This window comes from Aporhodopirellula rubra (genome assembly GCF_014192335.1).
GTDB classification, from domain to species: domain Bacteria; phylum Planctomycetota; class Planctomycetia; order Pirellulales; family Pirellulaceae; genus Rhodopirellula; species Rhodopirellula rubra.
This window is the reverse complement of sequence record NZ_JACHXU010000032.1, coordinates 17,463-37,840: the sequence shown is the minus strand read 5'-3', so window position 1 is coordinate 37,840 and position 20,378 is coordinate 17,463. Positions and strand designations below refer to the sequence as shown.

Annotated in this window: 12 protein-coding genes; 6 read left to right on the top strand and 6 right to left on the bottom strand. The window is 58.2% G+C overall.

All coding sequences use genetic code 11. The annotated features are described in order from the left end of the window. Positions 1–52 precede the first annotated feature (52 nt). Together FHS27_RS27905 and FHS27_RS27900 are read left to right on the top strand one after the other, a co-directional pair. Positions 53–1,003, top strand: coding sequence for a ParB/RepB/Spo0J family partition protein (locus FHS27_RS27905; RefSeq protein ID WP_184309309.1), 951 nt, complete (start codon positions 53–55; stop codon positions 1,001–1,003). Between the two features lie 893 nt (positions 1,004–1,896). Further along, on the top strand, positions 1,897–5,055 hold the full coding sequence (locus FHS27_RS27900) for a hypothetical protein (protein WP_246421127.1): 3,159 nt from the start codon (positions 1,897–1,899) through the stop codon (positions 5,053–5,055). A 164-nt stretch (positions 5,056–5,219) separates the two neighbouring features. Here the strand turns inward: FHS27_RS27900 and FHS27_RS27895 are convergent, their stop codons facing one another. Continuing rightward, the gene (locus FHS27_RS27895) at positions 5,220–6,131 is read right to left on the bottom strand and encodes a class I SAM-dependent methyltransferase (RefSeq protein WP_246421125.1); all 912 of its coding nucleotides are present in this window, start codon (positions 6,129–6,131) and stop codon (positions 5,220–5,222) included. A 121-nt stretch (positions 6,132–6,252) separates the two neighbouring features. On the opposite strand from FHS27_RS27895, the gene gap reads away from it, so the two are divergent. From gap to FHS27_RS27880, 3 genes are all read left to right on the top strand, one after another. Continuing rightward, positions 6,253–7,248 carry a type I glyceraldehyde-3-phosphate dehydrogenase gene (gap, locus tag FHS27_RS27890; protein WP_173405366.1) on the top strand — a complete coding sequence of 332 codons (996 nt, stop codon included), beginning with the start codon at positions 6,253–6,255 and terminating at the stop codon, positions 7,246–7,248. A gap of 171 nt (positions 7,249–7,419) precedes the next feature. Next, positions 7,420–8,682 carry a GTPase ObgE gene (gene obgE, locus FHS27_RS27885; protein WP_184309238.1) on the top strand — a complete coding sequence of 421 codons (1,263 nt, stop codon included), beginning with the start codon at positions 7,420–7,422 and terminating at the stop codon, positions 8,680–8,682. Continuing rightward, positions 8,679–9,446, top strand: coding sequence for a type III pantothenate kinase (locus FHS27_RS27880; protein ID WP_184309236.1), 768 nt, complete (start codon positions 8,679–8,681; stop codon positions 9,444–9,446). Before obgE ends, FHS27_RS27880 begins: the two co-directional genes overlap by 4 nt. Before the next feature lie 84 nt (positions 9,447–9,530). Here the strand turns inward: FHS27_RS27880 and FHS27_RS27875 are convergent, their stop codons facing one another. From FHS27_RS27875 to FHS27_RS27855, 5 genes are all read right to left on the bottom strand, one after another. Beyond that, complete coding sequence (locus FHS27_RS27875; RefSeq protein ID WP_246421123.1) at positions 9,531–11,036, bottom strand: sulfatase family protein; 1,506 nt, start codon at positions 11,034–11,036, stop codon at positions 9,531–9,533. Between the two features lie 182 nt (positions 11,037–11,218). Further along, positions 11,219–13,567, bottom strand: coding sequence for a glycosyl hydrolase family 95 catalytic domain-containing protein (locus FHS27_RS27870; RefSeq protein ID WP_221225446.1), 2,349 nt, complete (start codon positions 13,565–13,567; stop codon positions 11,219–11,221). 220 nt (positions 13,568–13,787) lie between these two features. Continuing rightward, positions 13,788–14,555, bottom strand: coding sequence for a class I SAM-dependent methyltransferase (locus tag FHS27_RS27865; protein ID WP_221225444.1), 768 nt, complete (start codon positions 14,553–14,555; stop codon positions 13,788–13,790). Between the two features lie 179 nt (positions 14,556–14,734). Beyond that, positions 14,735–16,810 (bottom strand): S9 family peptidase, encoded by a 2,076-nt coding sequence (locus FHS27_RS27860; protein WP_184309232.1) that lies wholly within the window; start codon positions 16,808–16,810, stop codon positions 14,735–14,737. Positions 16,811–17,211: 401 nt separating this feature from the next. Beyond that, positions 17,212–17,757 carry a hypothetical protein gene (locus FHS27_RS27855; protein WP_184309299.1) on the bottom strand — a complete coding sequence of 182 codons (546 nt, stop codon included), beginning with the start codon at positions 17,755–17,757 and terminating at the stop codon, positions 17,212–17,214. A 602-nt stretch (positions 17,758–18,359) separates the two neighbouring features. On the opposite strand from FHS27_RS27855, the gene FHS27_RS27850 reads away from it, so the two are divergent. Continuing rightward, positions 18,360–20,378: hypothetical protein (locus FHS27_RS27850; RefSeq protein ID WP_184309230.1), on the top strand; the 2,019-nt coding region annotated here is incomplete at its 3' end.

Here is a 20,378-nt window from a genome sequence, read left to right as displayed (position 1 = left end):
CGGCAAGGACCGACGCCTCGGCAAAGGTCTCGCCGCATTGTTGGGTACACCGATGGACGACGACGGCATGCCGATCGACGAAGGCAGCTCGTTCGGTGCCGAAGGCGGATCGGGCAAACCGAAGAAGGCAGCCGCGTCCGGCGACAACGAGAACGCCTCGTCGGTCCAAACGCTCGAACTGCCCATCGATCAAATCGGCGCGAACCCGTTCCAACCACGGCGCGAATTCAATCCTGACGAGATCGCGTCGCTCGCCGAGAGCATCAAGAACCACCAGCAATTGCAACCGGTTCTCGTTCGCATCGTCGACGGCAATTACCAACTGATCAGTGGCGAGCGTCGCTTGCGGGCGACCATCCACGCCGGACTGAAAACCATCCGGGCGGAAGTCCGCGAGGCAGACGATCGACTCGTCGCTGAATTGGCGATCATCGAGAACCTGCAACGCAAGGACCTCAACCCGATCGAAAAAGCGATGTCGTTCAAACGCTACATCGACGAGCACCAATGCAAACAAGATGACCTGGCTCGCCGCCTGAGCATCGACCGAAGCACGATCGCAAACCTGATGCGTTTGCTCGAGCTGCCGCAATCGATCTTGGACATGCTGACCGCAGGCGAGATCAGTGCCGGCCACGCTCGCGCCTTGCTGCCGATCGGTGAGGAAGAAATCCAAATGCAGATGGCGACCAAGATCGTTTCGGAAACCTGGAGTGTCCGCATGACCGAGAACGCAGTGGGCGAATTGTTGCGTGCCGAAGAAGACGCCGAGACGGGACTGAAGGTCACGAACAAATCTCGCCAAAAACGCAAACCGATCCCGCCGCACATCGAAGCGATGCAGCAAGAGATGCGGATGGTGTTCGGTACGAAGGTCGAGATCAAAGCGTCGGCACGTAGCCGCGGCAAAATCACGATCCACTTTAACGACGCCGAAGAGTTCGAGCGTCTGCGTGAACTCCTCGGCTCAGCCACTCGCCCGCAACTCCGCGTCGCCGGCTAAGCCAACCAACGCCCGCGTCGAATCTCTTATCCACCGACGCGAGCATTCCATCCTTCTCCCCTCCGACCTGCCCCGCAGGTCGCGAGGGTCGAGACCAAGCCCGCAGGCAACAACTCCCCTGCCCTTCTCAGCCCCGGCTCAGGCCTCCGACCCCGAAAGAGTCGCAACCAGAACCTCGGTCCTGCGGCGCCGGGAAGAGCGACAGCGCTACGGCTTCGCGAACCGTCTATCCAACACGAGTCAATACGCCGAAGGCGTTTCAGACAATAGCCGGCAGTCGAGCAAAGCGAACACTGCCGGATCAATTCAAACGAACGCACCTCGACCCCGAAGGTGGTCGCAGAACAACACGCTGCAATTCTGCGCCCCCATCCGGGGTCGAAAATATCCGGTCGTCGCACGGCATCCGTAGGTGCGCTACGCGACCTACGGCTACTCTCTTCGATCCCTTCGGGATCCCTGCGTGAGCAACCAATCGCAGAACAGATGGCCGCCCTGCCCCACCACTTCCAACTCCCTGCCAACCCCCAAAGTTTCACAATGTTTCACGGCGCAACACCACAGAGGTATTCCTAATGATCTGAATGCGCGCGTCCTGCGTTTCCGTCCGCCTTCGCCACCTTTTCCTAATCATCTCGTCGTGCTCAATCCGTCGTTCGTGCGTGATGGGCAGGCGTGGCAATCGATTCTGTTTTGTTCAGCCCTTTACCGACGATACCTGCCATGACGACGAGTGAAAGTTGAAGGGGCACGTCGTCTCTCGGGATCAGGGTAGCTGTGGTGAGATCCACGACAGCCATTCAAGTCTCGACAAAGTCGTGTTTGACCACGGAGGGCAATGAATGCACCACCTCCGCAAATCACGACTGCCCCACTCCTCCTCCCCGATTGCAATGGATGCTCCCACGGGCATTGGTACGATGAACAAGGACGTCAAACGAGCACTGATTTTGTGGCCGGTGATATGCTCAACAGCTATCGTCGCCGCGACCACTTTGCCCCTTTGCTGGGACGCTCAATCACATTCTTCCCGATCGCACGGTGTTGCGATCGACTCATCGACTTTGGCACGTGTTGTTCGCATCGCGCACCATCTGATCAGCCCGAGTGATCGATCCGACAGTCCATCCCGGCACCATGGGATGCTGCTACGTGACGAACTCGCGGACGACTCGATGACGAAATCATTGCAGAACGTTGCACCCGCCCATCGTCCCGATCGGGGCAAGCGTGGGCTTGCGATGCCGCAACGTTTGGCGGGAAACCTGGCAGGCGACAAAAGTGCCACCCAGGCGGGGATCATGTTGGACGAGAACGCAACCTCGTCAGAGCCAGCGGACCTGGAGGCGAGCAGCCAGGTGATCGCTCGGATGTTGTTGGCACCGGTATTGGATCCGGTGGCGGAGCTCGCGGGATATTCGGGATCGGCATCACCCATGCCGTCGGACGCCGCGCCCACGGCTGATTCGATGATCCTCGCCACTCCCGGCCCTGGAGTGGACGATCCCTTAGCCGCCACCGGTACGACCGGCGAAAATGAGTTGAAACTTGCTTACCAAAGCGTGCCCGGAATTGGCGAACACAACACGACGAACGAGAAAACGAACGACCAATCTCGCCTCCATCCCGGCGACCTTCCTCAATCGTTAATCCCGAAGAACGTGGAAGTGTTGGCCAAACCGAGTCGCCAACCCATTCGCATCGAGTCTCGCCGCAACACCGACCTCAAAACGGCAACGGCGACACTGCGTCCGGCAACATTGGTCGGTAACCCGGTGACATGGCCGCGACCCAAACAGCTCTGCCAAGACCTCGCGTTGATTGCGTCGGACGCCGACATGAATCGCGTGCTCGATCGTCACAACGGTATTGCAACATTAACATCGGTCAATCGACCGACCAGTGACACGATGCGAGACCTGATCGCCGACGGAAATCGACGTATCGATTTCGACCACGGGGTCAGTTCACTGCAACGTCAAGCCACCGCCGTGGTGATGGGCCGATGGGCCAACAACGTCGAGACCACGCTCGACCAATTGCGATCACTACCGCGAATCGGTGATGACCGCAGCGGACAACTGATTCGAAAACTCGCCTCGTTGTCCGAAGCCGGGTTGCAGTTGGCCGAACGCGTGCCGGCACGCGACCAACAAGTCCGATGGCTCAGAGCATCGCACGCTCTTTCGCGTCGGGCCGCCGTTTGGGGACCGATCTGGCAATTGGCACGCCAATCCGATGACAAGAACGCGTCGTCGATCAGCCAAGATGCAACATCGGTCCCCGGCGAACGACTCTTCGGCAACACCAACGGCTATTCGCTGGTCCGTTTCCACGAAAAAACACCCGCGATCGGCGATCACATCACCAACACGATCGAACAGTTGCGTGACGAACTCGTCGAAACCGGCGACGTCGAAGGATGGAACAACTTCCTACTGCTCGACGAGATCAACGAGGCAACCGACAGCGACGACGCGGACGCACGTTCGTTGCTCGCCCAACGTTTCCTCTCGCGATTGGATCATCACTCGTTGGACGGTGCTCACCGCGAGTGGCTGCAACGTGACACGATTCACGTGTTGGCATCCGTCATGCAAACCTGGACCGCTCAACCGATCGATTACGCTCGCTTGCTCTCAGACATCGAACGCGGTGAAACGGACTCGATCGACCTCGCGGCCATCAAAGTCAGCGAAGCGTTTCAGTCGTTACGTTTTTCAAACGACGCGGACGCCGCTCGCGTGGCCAAAGCCATCGACGTTACTTACCGAAACGCCAACGTACGGACCGCGATCTCGGTCGACTTGATCGATCGGCTGCTACCTCCCGTTGAACCGCGCACCGAACCGATCAACACCACGGTCTTGGGCAACCAAGTCCGTGGGACCAGCACCGTGAACACAAACTTAAGCTTGAGTTTGCAACCGTCGCCTGACACATGGAGCCTCGCAATCGCAACCGACGGCAGTGTCAATACCCGCAGCCAAAGCGGACAATCGGGCGTCTCCGTGTTCAGCAACGGGCACAGCGTTTTCAACGCAACGACTCCGCTGATCATCCGCCCCAACGGTTATCACATCGGCCAAACGCACGTTGACGTTTCGGGATCCCAACAACTTCGCGGCATCCGCAGCCGTTACGAACGATGGCCGCTCCTCGGTTCGCTCGTCCACGGTATCGCGGAAAGCCGATTCCAAGACGCACGCCCTGCCGCGGAAAAAATCAGCGAGAACCAAATTCGCGATCAGGTCAGCACCGAGATGCAGTCGCAACTCAACGAGAAATCTCAAGCGGCCGAGGCACGACTCGACGAATTCGTGTTCGGACCACTCGGGCGATTGAACCTCGACCCCAAAGTGATCGATCTGAAAACGACCCGCAGCCGTCTGGTCGCACGTTACCGCTTGGCCGGCGATTGGCAACTCGCGTCCAACACGCCACGCCCGCGTGCGTGGAGCGACAGTTGGATGAGTTTGCAAGTTCATCAATCGGCGATCAACAACACGATGGAACGTTTGATGCCAACCGGGCAATCCAAAACCATCGAACAGTTTTACACCCAAACGATGGAACTGTTCGGTCGTGACGCGAAAGCCCTCCCCGAAGACGTGCCCGCCGGAGCGATGATCGAATTCGCATCGACACGCCCGGTCACGATCGAAATTGAAAACGGCAAAATGTGGCTCACCCTGCGAGTCGTCAGTCTGTCGCAAGGTGAAGGCCCGTCGCTGCGACGGTTCATCGTGCGGGCAGCCTATCGCCCCGAGATCGACGGACTCGACGCCAAACTCGTCCGCGACGGTCACCTCAGCATCAGCGGACCAGGCATGTCGATGCGTCAACGCATCCCGATTCGAGCGGTGTTTAACAAGATCCTCGCCGAAGGCCGCAGCATCCCACTGACGACTCCCAAACTGATCGAACATCCCGCGACCAACGGTCTCGCGATTAGTCAACTCGAACTCCGCGACGGATGGCTCGCTCTCGCGATCAGCCCCGAGACGTCGACGCGGATCGCAGTGGGCGCACGATCGGTGGTGACTCGATGATCCTCTTCCTGCTGATCTTGTTAATCAAATGCATGCTGCACCTCGTCCGAGGTGCAGCATAAACCAGACTGCTCGCGTACCAGTTTCGCTAGCCTCCTCGGCGACAGCACGCGAGCCCACCACCTGCCCCAAAACAGTCAGCAAAAGGCAAAACGCACCAACCACTACTCGACAACAATCAAGAACCCGCCCGCGATTCCCCATCTCGAATCGCGAACACTCGCCCCATCGATCGACAAGTCCACCCATCGATCAACCCGCCAACCGCTCGCGGCAAAGTCCGCCATCAATTCCCTGCGCGAGAACTGATGCAAGAACATGTCGGGCAGCCCGCGATACGCATAGACCGCATCACCGAACTCCCAATCCGATCGCGTCAGCGACCGCAGCCCGGTCGTCAAAAGCTGCCTAATTCCGGGCACACTGCTCAGCGCCGAATAGCGATGATGCACGTGCAAATAAAACTTGCCCCCCGGCGCAACGATCCGGCGAACGTGTGTTAGGAATTGCCGACGGTTTGCCCTGCCCTGAATCATTCCCAACGTACTGAACAGGCACACCGCACCGTGCGCAACGTCGTCGGCGATCGCGTCGAGTTCCACCAAATTGGCCTGAATGGTCACGACCGACGACAACCGCCTCGCGGCGACCTCGCGCAGCATCGGAATCGACAGATCGACCGCCGCGACCTCATAGCCGTTGGCTGCCAACACTTCTGACGCCCTGCCGGTGCCACAACCGAGATCGAAAACCCATTTTTTTTGCAGGGGGTCCGTGATCCCTTCCGCACTGCCCTGCCCCGCTGCCGCGTCGCTCTCGCTGGCACGTTCTGCGGGAACCGAGGCCGCCCGATCGCCGGGAAAAACCTCCGACAACATCGTCATATCCACCTGACAAAGCGGTGTGGCGGCCACAAATTCGTCGTAGCGGGTTGCGATCGTCCCTTCGTGAACGTACCGCCATGTTCCAGGGGCGACACCGACCGGCCGTCTCCAAGACGCTTTTTCCGACCGCCCAGAGCGTGAATGCGAACCGCGGGACGGGGAACCGGGGGCGTCGGGTGAGGGTTCGGGCATCGGGTGCAGACGGCTTGTTGTCGCAGGGGTGGGTTCGGGGGCTGTTTCAATTCTTGCGAACGTTCCTATAATTCGCGCCACAGTCGTAACTGAACTTCAATTAATAGGGAATCTGAGCAAAGTGGCTATCAAAGTAGGTATTAACGGATTTGGCCGTATCGGACGGATGGTTTTTCGCGCGTCGGTAAATCGCGATGACATCGAAGTAGTGGGCATCAACGACTTGTTGGACGTCGACTACCTAGCATACATGCTCAAGTACGATTCCGTTCACGGCCGCTTCGACGGTGAAGTTTCGGTCAAAGACGGCAGCCTCGTCGTTAACGGCAAGACCGTTCGCATCACCGCCGAAACCGATCCTTCCAAGCTGGCTTGGGGTGACATCGGTGCTGACGTCGTTGTCGAATCCACCGGTATTTTCTTGACCGCCGAAAAGGCTCAAGGACACATCGACGCCGGCGCCAAAAAGGTTGTCATGTCGGCACCTTCGAAGGACGACACCCCGATGTTCGTCATGGGCGTCAACGACAGCAGCTACAACGGCGAAGTCTTCGTTTCCAACGCGTCGTGCACGACCAACTGCTTGGCTCCAATCGCTAAAGTGCTCAACGACAAGTTCGGCATCAAACGCGGTCTGATGACCACCGTTCACGCAGCAACCGCAACGCAAAAGACCGTCGACGGTCCTTCGATGAAGGATTGGCGTGGCGGACGCGGTATCCTCGAAAACATCATTCCTTCGAGCACCGGTGCTGCCAAGGCAGTCGGCAAAGTCATTCCTGAACTCAACGGCAAGTTGACCGGGATGGCTTTCCGCGTTCCAACCTCCGACGTTTCAGTTGTCGACTTGACCGTCGAACTCGAAAAATCGGCGACGTACGAAGAAATCTGTGCGGCCATGAAAGCCGAATCCGAAGGCGCCATGAAGGGCGTTCTCGGTTACACCGAAGACAACGTGGTCTCGACCGACTTCCGTGACGAATCACGCACTTCGGTCTTCGACGCCGGTGCCGGCATCCAACTCGACGGCACGTTCGTCAAAGTGGTGTCATGGTACGACAACGAATGGGGCTACTCCTGCAAGGTCCTCGACTTGGTCGCACGCATCTCGTCCTAAGACCGAGAACACGACAATAACACAGCCTCACGAGTATTGTGGTACTGTGTAGAACCAATGGGGACGCGATGATGTTTTCATCGTGTCCTCTTTTTATTGAATCGCTCAACATCCGGCACGCGGCTTCATTTTCGAACGCGGCCCTCTCTCACTTTCCCCACTCTCAACCTCATGTTCATTGATCGCGTCGAAGTCGAATTCACCGCTGGTAAAGGTGGCGACGGCTGCATGAGTTTCCGTCGCGAAAAATTCGTTCCCCGAGGCGGCCCCGACGGAGGCGATGGCGGCAAAGGCGGCAGCATCGTGCTCGAAGCCCGCGTGGGTGTGAACTCACTCGCGATGTTCGCCAACCGCCGATTCTTCCGAGCCGAAAAGGGCAAACACGGCGAAGGCAGCCTGCGCCACGGCCGAAAAGGCGAAGAGATGCGTCTCTACGTGCCCTGCGGTACCTCCATCATCGACACCGCCGACGGTTTCGTCATCAAAGACCTCACCCATCCCGGCGAAGAGTTTGTGATCTGTCGAGGCGGCCGCGGCGGACACGGCAACGCCCGATTCAAATCGGCAACCAACCAAACCCCGCGGCAACGAACCCTCGGCGGCGACGGCGAAACCCGCCACGTGATCATGCAACTGAAGTCGATCGCCGACGTCGGACTGATCGGAAAACCAAACGCGGGTAAAAGCACACTGTTGTCTCGTATCTCCAGCGCCCGGCCCGAAATCGCCGACTATCCGTTTACTACGAAATTCCCCAACCTCGGAATCGTCGACGTCGATCAAGAACGATCGTTCGTGACCGCCGACATTCCCGGATTGATCGAAGGCGCGAGCGAGGGACTCGGACTGGGCCACGAATTCCTACGGCACGTCGAGAGAGCCGGGTTGCTCGTCCACCTCGTCGAACCGACCCCCGTCGACGGAACCGACCCGATCGAGAACTACTCCGCGATCCGTGAAGAACTCAGGCAATACGACACCAAACTCGGCGAACGCGACGAACTGGTTGTCCTGACCAAATGTGAACTCGATCCCGATCGCGAAGTCTTCGAACGCTTGCAACAACACTTCGCTGAAAACAAAGTCGAACACGAACGCGAACTGTTCGCGATCAGCGCCGCGTCGGAAATCGGCTTGCATGATCTCGTCGAAGAAATCATGCAGCGTGTGACCCGTCGACGACAAGAAATGCTCGACGCCGGCGAAGACCTCAACCCGATCCGGGAAGTCGACGTGCCGACGGAAACCAAACCGTCACGACGCACCCCGCCACACAAGTCCGGCCCCACCTCGTCATTGTCCAACGACAAACAGGCTCGAGACATTCCTTCCATCTGGGGAAAACAATCTCCGATGGGACGAACGCTCGCCACGCCGCCTTCACAGCCGACACCCCAACCGGGCGACGATGACAATCCGGATGAGCATCCGTGATTGTTGGAATCGACGTCGGCAATACAGCGATCAAAATTGCGATCGACACGCAGGATGATGTGAAAGTCCTCCGCGTCGCCAATCGCCAAACGATTCCCGACACCTCTCGTTTGCTCGTTGATCTCGCCGAACAACACCGCCGCCTCGACGTGCGTGTCGCGAGCGTGAACCGCACCGCCGCATCCGAACTGATCGACGCGACTCAGCAACTCGACAACAGCCAGATCAACAACGGCCGAATCGACTTCCGCCGGATCACACGCGTCGATCTTCCCATTGAGGTCGCGACCGATCATCCCGACCGCGTCGGCATTGATCGACTCGTCGGTGCGTTCGGCGCCTCCTCGGCCTACCCGCTCCCGCTCGTCATCGTCGACGCGGGAACCACCGTGACAGTCGATTTGGTCGATGAGAAAGGAACCTACCGCGGCGGCGCGATCATCCCCGGACTCGAGATGCAAACCGCCGCACTCGCATCGGGCACCGACGCCCTGCCCCACCTCGACTGGCAAACCGCCTGCGACGACTCGGCCACCCAAACGGGAACCAACACCGCCGCCGCCATCCGGCTGGGAATTCTGTCCAGCGTCGTCGGTGGCATCGAGCGACTTGTACGGCTCTACGGCTCGCCCAAGCATGTTGTCGTGACCGGCGGTGACAGTGAACTCATCGCCACGACGCTACAAAACACGTCATGCCGAGACTTTGATGTTCACCATCACCCGCATCTCGTCTGCCGAACACTCGCGACACTAAAAGAGTAACGCGGCTCCGCTCGAGCAGCGTCACTCGCTCCCGCCCGGTAATCGCTTACTTGGCGGGACGCTGTTTAACTCGCTGTCACGTGTTCAATTGGCCGGAGCCTGTCCCTTCCAAATGCGGATGGAATCGACATCGTTTTGAGCCGGCGGCCCATCCGTACTCCGACCTCGCTCAACATCCGACGTCAACTGCTGCAGCAACGCGTCAGCGACTTCTGGGTTCGATGTGTAGAGATTGTTCGTCTCACCCGGATCGGCTTCCATGTCGTAGAGCTGCGCGGGAGGACTGCCCGACGGCATTTGCTTTTCCGTCGGCGACGTCCATCCGCCGGACGCCTTCGATAACAACAACTTCCATTTGCCCTGACGGTATGCGAAGTAGCCACCGATCGAGTGATGAATCACGCCCGCACGGGATGAATGCACCGGCAGCCCCGACAACGCGGGTTGGAAGCTGACACTGTCCTCCCCTGCCCCGCCGGGAATCTCGACATCGAGAATGTCCGCACACGTCGCCATCACATCGGTCTGACAAACCAATTGGTCCGATCGCGATCCCGGCTTCACCGCCTGAGGCCAACGAACGATGAACGGCACGCGATGCCCTCCGTCCCACAAGTCCGCCTTCGAACCACGCAAATGAGCACTCGGGAAGTGCCCCTGTTTTTGCATCGCCGGAATCCCCGCGGCTTTGGAACACCCGTTGTCGCTCGTGACGATCACCAACGTGTTCTCTCGAAAACCCGCATCATCAATCGCCTGCACAATGTCACCGATGATCGCATCAGTTTGCATCACGAAATCGCCATAGATGCCAATGTCGCTGCGCCCCTGCCACTCCTCCGATGGCAAAATCGGCGTGTGCGGCGAGTTCAACGCCACGTATGTGAAAAACGGCGTCGACGCGTCCTGTGCCGCAATGTACTCCGCGGTCTTCTTACCAATCATCGGCAACACATCGACCGCCTCAAAATCTGGCTCGGCCGGTCCACGACGATTGAACGCTTTTGTCGCAGTGCCTTTCCCGACGAAACGGTCGTTCTCGATGTAGATGTACGGTGGCATGTCCAACGACGCTGAAATGCCAAAGTAATAATCAAACCCACGGTCCACCGGCCCGTTCTCGATCACACCGTCCCAATCCACGTTCTGCGGATTGTTCCCACGAAACGGAGTGTCGTCGGTCTTCGGCAAATCCAAACCGAGATGCCATTTGCCGATCGCCGCTGTGTTGTAACCGTGCTGTTTGAGGAATCCGGCAACCGTCAAACGGTCTGGATCAATCAACGGCTCACCGAATCCATACAACACGGACTTCTGCAGGTGCGTCCGCCAGTTATAGCGGCCCGTCAAAAGCGCGTAGCGAGTCGGCGTGCACACGGATGAGGCCGAATGAGCATCCGTGAAAATCATGCCTTCACTAGCAAGCGAATCCATCGCCGGCGTGGCAATCTTCCCACGTTCAGGATTCAAACACTGAACATCGCCGTACCCAAGATCATCGGCAAGAATGACAACGACGTTCGGCTTGGAATCCGCCGCCGACAACCAGCCTGCCAACAGAAATATCGAAAAAAGGGACAGCTGTCGCATTACAATTCACCTGCGGTTGGGGAGACATCATCGGCCACGTCACACGCGACTCAATTAGCGGGTCCCATTACGCCCCCCCACCGCGATTTAATCAACCGCTATTTGCGACACAGAACTCACGTTTTGCGTCACCCGATCGAAGATTCAGCGATCGCGTCGACCGTCACCGCGACGCAATTCCGCTACGGAACAAACACGTACACTTCGCCAGGCCGCGTCGATTCTTGCAACGTCTGGATTTTATTTTCGTACTGCACCACCAACGGATTGCCGACTATCGATCGGATTTCTGCCCGCGTCAACTCTCCGTTCTCCCAGGTCATTGAGAGCTCGAATCCGCCCCGAGCTCTCAACCCCGACACCGATCCACTCGGCCACGCCGAGGGCAACGCCGGCAACAAATCAACGATGTGGTTGCCATTGGAATCACGTCGATGTGACTGCAACAAAGCCTCGGAAATTCCCGCCGTCAAACCAAAGTTCCCGTCGATTTGGAACGGCGGATGGGCGTCAAACAAATTGTTGTAAAATCCCGCCTGCCTCTTCACGCTGGAGTTTTGAAAGAAGCCCGTCAGGACTTTGTTCATGTGCTCGGCATCGCGCAACCGAGCCCAGAAGTTGACTTTCCACCCGCGTGACCAACCGGTCGCCCCATCGCCGCGGAACTCGAGCGTCCTCTTGCACGCCTCAAACAACTCAGGCGTTTCCGGAGTGATCTCGGAACCCGGATGCAGTCCCCACAAATGCGAAACGTGGCGATGCGTCGTCTTTGGGTCCTCTGTGTACAACCATTCCTTCAACTGCCCTTCCGCACCGACTTGATTGGGCGCGATACGCGAAGCCGTTTCCTTCAGCCGGGTCGCGAATTCTTCATCGCGTCCCAAAATCTCCGCCGCCTCTGCGGTGGCATTCAACAAACTACGAATGATCTGATGATCCATCGTCGGCGCCATCACCAAACCGCCACGCTCGGGCGAATTGCTCGGTCCACTCACCAACCAACCGTGTCCGTTAACCGGGTCCTCGATCAGATAATCCAAAAAGAACTCCGACGCACCTTTCATCAACGGATACGCCCGCTTGTCCAGAAACGCCTCGTCACCCGAGAACAGGTAGTGCTCCCAAAGATGCGTCGACATCCACGCACCACCCATCGGCCACACGCCATGATTAGAATGATTGATCGGCGCCGCCCCACGCCAACCGTCCGTGTTGTGATGCACCACCCAACCACCGGCATCATAAAAATCCTTCGCAACCTCCTGCCCCGTGACCGCAACGTCATCGAGCAAGTCAAACAACGGTTCGTGACACTCCGCGAGGTTAGCAACCTCCGCCGGCCAATAGTTCATCTCAGTGTTGATGTTGATCGTGTACTTCGAATCCCATGCCGGTGACTTACTGTCATTCCAAAGTCCCTGCAGGTTTGCGGCCTGCCCACCCGGTCGCGAAGAGGCGATCAAGAGATAGCGGCCGTATTGATATAAAAGTGACACAAAATCCGGATCCGGTTTTTCCTGATATTGGTTGAGTCGCTCGATCGTCGTCTGATCCGCCGAATGACCGCCGCCCAAGTCGATCGACACCTTTCGGAACAACGCACGGTGATCGGATTGATGATCCGCCAAGATTTGCTCGTACGATTTCTCCGCAATCCGATCGAGCGTCGCGGCACACTGCCCCGCCGGATCCGCATCGAGCGAACGGTAGTTCTCGTAACTCGTCGCACCCACCAAATACAACGTCGCCGCGTCGGCATCCTGAACCGAGATCTCACGCTCCGACACACTCGAACGACCACCCTCGGTCGACACTCGCAACCAAGCTTCCAACTCTACCTCGCCAATGAACCGGAAACCGCGACTCTCGTGGTCGTCAACGATGCCGTGCAGTTTCAACGTTCGACCGTCGACCTTGCCGACGCCAGACGCCTTTTGATGCGGCGTCGACAACGTCGCCGAAAAGCTCACCTTGCCCGGCTGGTCGGCCTCAATCCGGACCGCGATCACGCCATCAGGATGACTGGCGAAAACGGTTCGCGTGTACCTGACACCGTTTGACGAAAACTCCGTTACCGCAACCGCTCCATCGAGATCGAGCGAACGCGTGTAGTCGACGGGGTTTTCAATCGATCCGAAATTCAATTTCAGATCACCAAAAGGCTGATAGGCGGCCTGCCCTAACGGCACGGACATGAATTCCTTCATCGCCAGGTTTTCCGCTTCCTTCTGCTTCCCATCGAACAACAGTTGCCGAATCTCAGCCAGATACTGCGACGCTCCCTTGCGTGAATACGATCTCGGACCACCGGCCCACACGGTGTCATGGTTGAATTGAATCTGTTCCGATTCGACACCTCCATAGACCATCGCACCGAACGATCCGTTGCCGACGGGGAGTGCGTCCGTCCACGCCCGGGCCTCTTGGTCATAGACAAGCCGCAGCGACTCGCCATCGGCATTCACGGTTGTCGAGAGGCCCAGAAACAACATCAGGGCGAACATCATGCTTCGATACGTCTTGCAGCTCATCTTGCTCACGTCATGCAGGTGGGAATTCAACGGCAGGGGATGCCGGATTTTCGTGGGAGGCCCCAAATAATAACACAACGAACACGTCCGTTCACCGTGCCCTTCGATGCCCGCTCTCCTGTGCCTTATTTGCTGCCACCGATCGCCACGAGGAACGATTGCTCGTCGTGAGGCGATCAAAGCCAATCGCGCGTGCGACGATCATCAACCAACGGCAGCCTCATGAGGGCTTCTTTTGCCCGACCACCCCAGTCGCACAGCCCCAGAAGAAGGATCGCGTCTCGACCTCGAATCCGGCATCGCGAAACGTATCACACGCAGCCCCGCAATCACGAAACGCACGCGTGTAAACTCCCAACATGCGGTAGTTGTCGGGGTTGCCCATGAAGATCCAACCGATCACCGGAATCACGTGGTTGAGATAGAACAGATAGGGAATGCGGAGCCATCTCGCGTCAGGCACGGAAATCTCAATGAACGAAAACCTCCCGTTCGGCTTCAGAATTCGTTTCACCTCCACAGCCAGTGTTCGAATCTGCTCGCGTGAAAACGTCTTCAACCCAAACGAAGCGATCACCACATCGGCCGAACCGCTCGGAATCCCGCTGCACAACGCGTCCGCTTCGGTGATTTCAATCGCACACTCGGACTCATCCTGCTGATCGAGTTTCTTGATCCGGTGTTTTGCGTTCTGGTGTTTTGCAATCCGGCGTCTGGCGATCCGGCACATCACCGGAGAGTAATCGATCGCCACCACCCTGCCCCGCCGCCCTACCCTTGCCGCGATCCGTGGACACAGTTCCCCCATCCCCGTCATCAAGTCCACCACGACCTGGCCGCTCGCCATCTCGACCTGCTCGACGCACTGGCGTCGCCAGCGTTCACAAAATCCAAACGACGAAACCCAATTCACCGTCGCATACGTCGCCGACATCTCGTCGAACAAATTGCGAACGAACAACGGCTCGTAGATGCGTTCCTCAGACATCCCCGTTTCCACCTCAGCGATCGATGACACTCGACGAGGCAGCACTGCGTTCCTCGGTCACATGCCCCCCGGCTCAGGAGAGCAACCGCATCGGTGAGACCAACGTTAACCGCACACCCAACGTCCCTGCCCGGTGTGACAATAACGCAAAGCGAGGTCGCTGACGCAAAGCGAGGTCGCTACATCGGCCCGGGCGGCAAGTGATCCAGCAAGTAACGGATAATCGTCATCCGCACGTGCGTCGACGTTCCAACACCTTCACGCAATCCGTGATCACGATTCGGATAGACCATGTAGTCGAACGGCTTTCCGAGTTCGATCAGTCGATCGACGAGCCCCTCGATGATCTGGATGTGCGTGTTCGTTTCACCCGACCCCGTCATAATCAGCAGATTGCCCTTGAGCCCGTCAGCATAATTGATCGCCGCGGCCGTTTCGTACCCTTCGGGATTGTCTTCCCGCGTCCGCATGTAGATTTCTTGGAACCATGCGTTGTAGAGGTGCGGTTGCGGTTTCGGCACGACGGCGATTCCCACGTGATAGGTATCGGGTTTGCGAAACATCGCGTTAAGCGTGTTGGACCCGCCGCCACTCCATCCCCAAATGCCGACTCTCGACGCATCGACGTACGGTTTCATTTCCGCCAAGGCTTTCACGCCGGCTTCTTGGTCTTCGGTCGACAAAGGACCGAGGCTTCCGTAGCTCGCTCGTCGCCACGACGCCCCTTTCGGTGCCGGGGTCCCACGGTTGTCGATCGAAACAACGAGGTAGCCGAGATCGGCGATAACACGGTGGAAATCAATCTGTGCGGCTCCCCAACGATCCAACACCGTCTGCAGATACGGCTCGCCGTACACATAGAAGAAGACGGGATACTTCTTGGTTTCGTCGAAATCTTTCGGTTTCACTAACGACGCGTCCATCGTGACACCGTCGCCGATGTCGAGTTGCAGAAACTCAGTCGGATGCGTCACCACTTTCTTCGCACGCGAATGCAATTCTTCGTTAGCTTCGAGCAAACGGACAACACGATGCCCAGCCAACTCGACGAGTTCAGTGATCGGCGGTGTGTCGAGCGACGAGTAAGTGTGAAACGCCCACTTCGCATCGGGCGAGAACACATAGTCATGCGTCCCCGGTTGTCCCTCGGGTGTGATTCGCTGTAACGTTCCCGATCCATCCAACGGCACGCGGTAGAGATACTGTTGGGTGCCGTTTTCGGGAGACGCGTAGAAGTAATACCAACCGCCCTCTTCATCGACCGTCGCCTTATTGATGATGTCGTATTCGCCGGGAGTCAGCGTGGACAACTCCTTTCCCTCACGCGAACACAAAAACGCGTGACGCCATCCGTCCTTTTCGCTGACCACGATAAACGCCTTCCCTTCCTGAACCCACGTCAATCCTGAGTTCTTGCCTTGGCTACCCACCGCCCACGCAGGATCGGTTTCGTCATAAATCTTTTTGACCGTGCCATCAACATTGGCGATCAGGAACTCGCGTTGGTCACGCGAACGGCTCATCTTTTCGATCAACACCTCACAAGAGTTCCCCGCCCAACTGACCTGGCCGAGATACATACCTTCCTCAGGTGATTCGATTGGCAACCACTGAACCGCGTTGTCCTCGCCATCCTGAGCGCTCACCACACCGACACGAAGCGAAACGATCTTCTCGCCGACACGAGCGAACCGGTGATACTCAACGCTCGGATACGACGGGTCATCGGTTTGCAAAACCGGACGCTGCCGCACATCGGTCGAGTCGTTCTCCACGAACACGATCGACGATCCATCAGGACTCCACTCCGCGTCACGGTACTGAATGTCTCGGCCCTCGGGGCGATTCGTTAGACGCGTCCGCGTTCCGCTTTCGAGGTCACGGACGATAAGGTTACCGCCACGATGCTCGAGGACACGTTTACCGTCGGGCGATGTCTTACCGTCCGATTGGAACTTCAAATCTGCTTTCGTTGCCTCACGCGTTTCACCCGTACGCACGTCGTGAATCATCTCGGTCGTCTTATCTGAATTCGGATCACGCTGACGAACGACATACCCCGAACTATCAGGCAACCACGTCGCTTCAAACGTGCGAGGCTTGAACTCACCCTGCTCGTAGATTCCACGAATCCGCGATTGAGTTTCCTGATACCACGGTGATTCGACGGTCGACTGTGCGTGAACGTTGCCAACGCCCATTGCAAACGTGCCTGCGATCGTCAAACAAACCAATAGAAAATCTGAGCGGTGCATGTTGCGTTTCCTGATTGTCACGGTGAGGTCTCATGCCAACGTCGTGCGCTACCGAAGCGTCGACGCGGCAGGTCAACAGACTCTAACCATCCACAAAATGGCCGCCAACCAACACGTCAACGACGAGCCCAAACAAAGAGGTGTAAGGCGAGTTGAAATCCAAAGCACGCTCTTAAAGTGGACGACATCCTCAAACGAAATGGAATCTTTTGCAACAAGAAACCCGCCCGTTTCGCTCACTTTCACCGCGGAAAATTCGGCATAGGAATCGTTCCATCGATTCACGCGGCGTTGCGCATAACGAGGTCACGCGGCCCATCGAAGAACGCTCCCCCCGACGACGCAATCAGTCCGATCGAGCAATCGATCCATCGCGAAGCTGGCGTCAAAACAGCGGTTCGCTACGGCGAGATCAGGGCGGCTTCACCCCACAGCGATGGGTCTTCCGCGACCGGAAACGCATCACTCAGGGTCAACGATTGGTACCCCAACTCGCGGTCAGCAACTGCGTAGAAGAACCCCATCCGCGGTTGATCGATCGGATCGAATCCCGTCATGGCGCTCGCCGGGATCAGGCCCGACAACTCATACCCGTCATGCTTGGGTGCCGCATGAATCTGCAACGTCTTGTCACCGATGGGTTTTGGATTACCACGGGCGCGGTTGATCGGCACCAATCGTGCGACGGGCCGTTCTCGCTGCGGACCACCGCCCGCCGGCAACCACAAAAACCGATGGCAATGCTGCGTCGCGCGGTGAATGTTGGGGCTGTTGCGCGTATCGATCCACAAATGCACGCCGTCACTTTCGTCCAAACGTGTGTCGCGACACCACGGCATCGCACGCTTTCCCGCGACCTTGACCGTGAACCCGATCCCTTCGGGTGCCCACGCGACCCGCAGGTCCGCAAAGATCGGCCCACCCGATAACGCGCCGAACGACGGCAACCGACACGACTCCGGCAGCGTCAGACCGCGCGACGTCCACTTCAATTCATGCCGCAACAGCCGCACCTCAAATCGGAACAGGATCGTCGGATCAACGAGTTGCGAGTCCTTAGCCATGCTCAGATTGCCATCAAATCAGTGAATTGGAACGGGCCGAACTCCAATTGTGTCTTGTCTCGGCGAACTCCGAAAGGCGTCCGATCGGCGAAGACCAGTGTCCATCCGTGCTGGCATGAACCAAATCGCTCTCGATGGACTTCCCTAATCCGCACAAACGGATTGTTTTCAGCAGAATGGCAACTTTCCCTGGCCGATCTTTTTCGCCCACCCGTCAAGGACGTCGATAACCTGCTATGCAGCGATCACGCATGGAAGCGAGTGGACGATCGATCCGGTTGCTCATCTTTATCCGGATCCTATTTACCGATTTCTTGTTTCCTCCGCTCGATCGCCTCCCACCTCAATGTTCCCACCCTCGGCGGACGCCGTTCATTTGTCCGCTGACCTTTGATGTATTCGCCCATTATTCCCGTGAGTTTTCCGGCGGAAAGAGTTCACAACCGGCCGATACACGAAGGTTCATCACCGTAAGGATTATTCAGATGAAAACGCAATTATCAAACCAACGTTCTTGTACCAACACAAATCGCTCGGCTTCGCAACGATCGGCCGGCTCGCGCAAAAATCGCCGCAGCCGCGTCCGCCGCCTCTTGCTCGCTGCCCTCATCGGCGGAACGACATTCTGGTCAGCGACATCCACATCCGCCGCGGCCGGATTGCCCTTCGAAAACCGCGGCGGCATCTCGATCCTCGTTCACGAGTTCACTCCGACACCGAGCGAATCAAAGAACGCCGCGATCGACAACGCCGCAACAACCGCCGATGCCAAAATCGCATCAGTCGAAAAGAAGAGCAACAAAGAACCCGCCCCCGAAGCAAACACAACCGAAGACCAGATCGCCGACGCCGCCCCCGCGACCATCGCCGTCGGCACCCACGACAGCATCCCTGACGTCGTCGCCGCCGAAACACCTCTAAACGTCGCGGCCCACCGAACGTCAAACCAATTCAACGAAATCATCGCCGCAGCCGTTTCCGCTTCGGCGGCCAAGGTGGGAATCTCGGTCGAGCAATTCCTCGAACCGTTTGCGATGGTCGGACCTATTGCATCGAAACCGTTAGCAACGACACCGCTGGACTCCGTTCCCGCCAACGATGCCGAACTGTCCTCCGAACCATCGACCGAAGTCGCCGCGGAACTCGCCGCCAAACCGACTGATCAAATTGCGGATCAGCCGGTCGAACCTGTGTTGAACGAATCGATCCCGTCGGCACAACAACTCGCCGAAGCCGTGGCGCTCAATCGATGGTGGCTCGATGAGTCGACGCCGGCCCCAGAGGAATCCGAGCCCGTCGCCAAAGCCGAAGCCGCGATCGGTTCCGCCATCGCCGACGCGTCGGAGTTGATCGAAGATGCGATCACCGCCGAAGTCGAAATCGCGAGCATCGAAGTCGCGAGCGAAGCACCGCAGAGCGATGAGTTGGCCGTCGACGAACCAGCCGCCGCTGAGTCCGTCGATGATTCCGAAGCGGTGATTGAGAGTGCGGTGAATGAGAGCCTCGAGATCGCGTCGACCGCTGCGGACATGAACGAGTCCGCAGTCGAAGAAGCCGACGACGCGGTCGATCACGCCCCGCTCGTCGGGTCGGCGGCCCTGATCGTCACGATCCCCGAGGCGTATTCGCCCTACGACATCGCCCAACGCGACCTGGAACTGGAGTACCTGAATCTCTCGACCGTGCAACCGATCACGCCAAAGAATTACGTGACGATGCCCGCGACGGATGAACTCGCGTTGGAAGATGAAGAGTCGCTCGAGTACCTCGAAACGGTCGCCCCCGCCGATCTGCCTCCCGCTGAATTCCTGGCGGACGATGCCTCGGCCGCGATCGAAATTGAGAGCGATCTTCCCGCGAGCGAAGCCGTAACGACGGAAATCGCGATTGCCGAAGAAGCCGATGTCGTCGAACCGGCCGTCAACGTCTCGCCTGACTGCCTCCTCGACGAATGGGTTCACACCGCGTCGGATTGGGCAGAGAAGGCACGGGCCGCGGACCTGACGTTCGCAGCCCTCGGCAACTCCATCGGCGAATCGGTGGGAGACTGGCTCGCGAGCCTCACGCCGGACGAAATTGCTCCTCAGGCCGACGAAGTGCCGACCATGATCGTCGCCAACGAAACGATCCCGGCCCCCGTACCGGACGCGGCCCCCAACGCGGCACCGGCGGAGCAACTCGTTTCGGATGAAGCCATCGACGATACCGCTGCTCCCGAGGCGACTGAGATCGCGGCTGCGGAAATCGTGACGATGGATGTCGACGGTGAAAAGATTCCTGCCCCCGTTGCGGATGATGCCCCCAACGCTGCGACGCTGGAACAACTCGCCGTCGAAGAGCTCGCTGAAGAAGCGGCCGAGGAAGCCATCGACGAAACCGCGGCTCCCGAGGCGACTGAGATCGCGGCCGCGGAAATCGTGACGATGGATGTCGACGGTGAAAAGATTCCTGCCCCCGTTGCGGATGATGCCCCCAACGCTGCGACGCTGGAACAACTCGCCGTC

Excerpts from the sequence above, each read along its gene's own strand:
- FHS27_RS27870 (WP_221225446.1), bottom strand. The coding sequence starts at position 13,567 with ATGAGCTGCAAGACGTATCGAAGCATGATGTTCGCCCTGATGTTGTTT.
- FHS27_RS27905 (WP_184309309.1), top strand. The coding sequence starts at position 53 with ATGGACGACGACGGCATGCCGATCGACGAAGGCAGCTCGTTCGGTGCC.
- FHS27_RS27895 (WP_246421125.1), bottom strand. The coding sequence starts at position 6,131 with ATGCCCGAACCCTCACCCGACGCCCCCGGTTCCCCGTCCCGCGGTTCG.
- FHS27_RS27865 (WP_221225444.1), bottom strand. The coding sequence starts at position 14,555 with ATGTCTGAGGAACGCATCTACGAGCCGTTGTTCGTTCGCAATTTGTTC.
- FHS27_RS27875 (WP_246421123.1), bottom strand. The coding sequence starts at position 11,036 with ATGCGACAGCTGTCCCTTTTTTCGATATTTCTGTTGGCAGGCTGGTTG.
- FHS27_RS27860 (WP_184309232.1), bottom strand. The coding sequence starts at position 16,810 with ATGCACCGCTCAGATTTTCTATTGGTTTGTTTGACGATCGCAGGCACG.
- obgE (WP_184309238.1), top strand. The coding sequence starts at position 7,420 with ATGTTCATTGATCGCGTCGAAGTCGAATTCACCGCTGGTAAAGGTGGC.
- FHS27_RS27900 (WP_246421127.1), top strand. The coding sequence starts at position 1,897 with ATGGATGCTCCCACGGGCATTGGTACGATGAACAAGGACGTCAAACGA.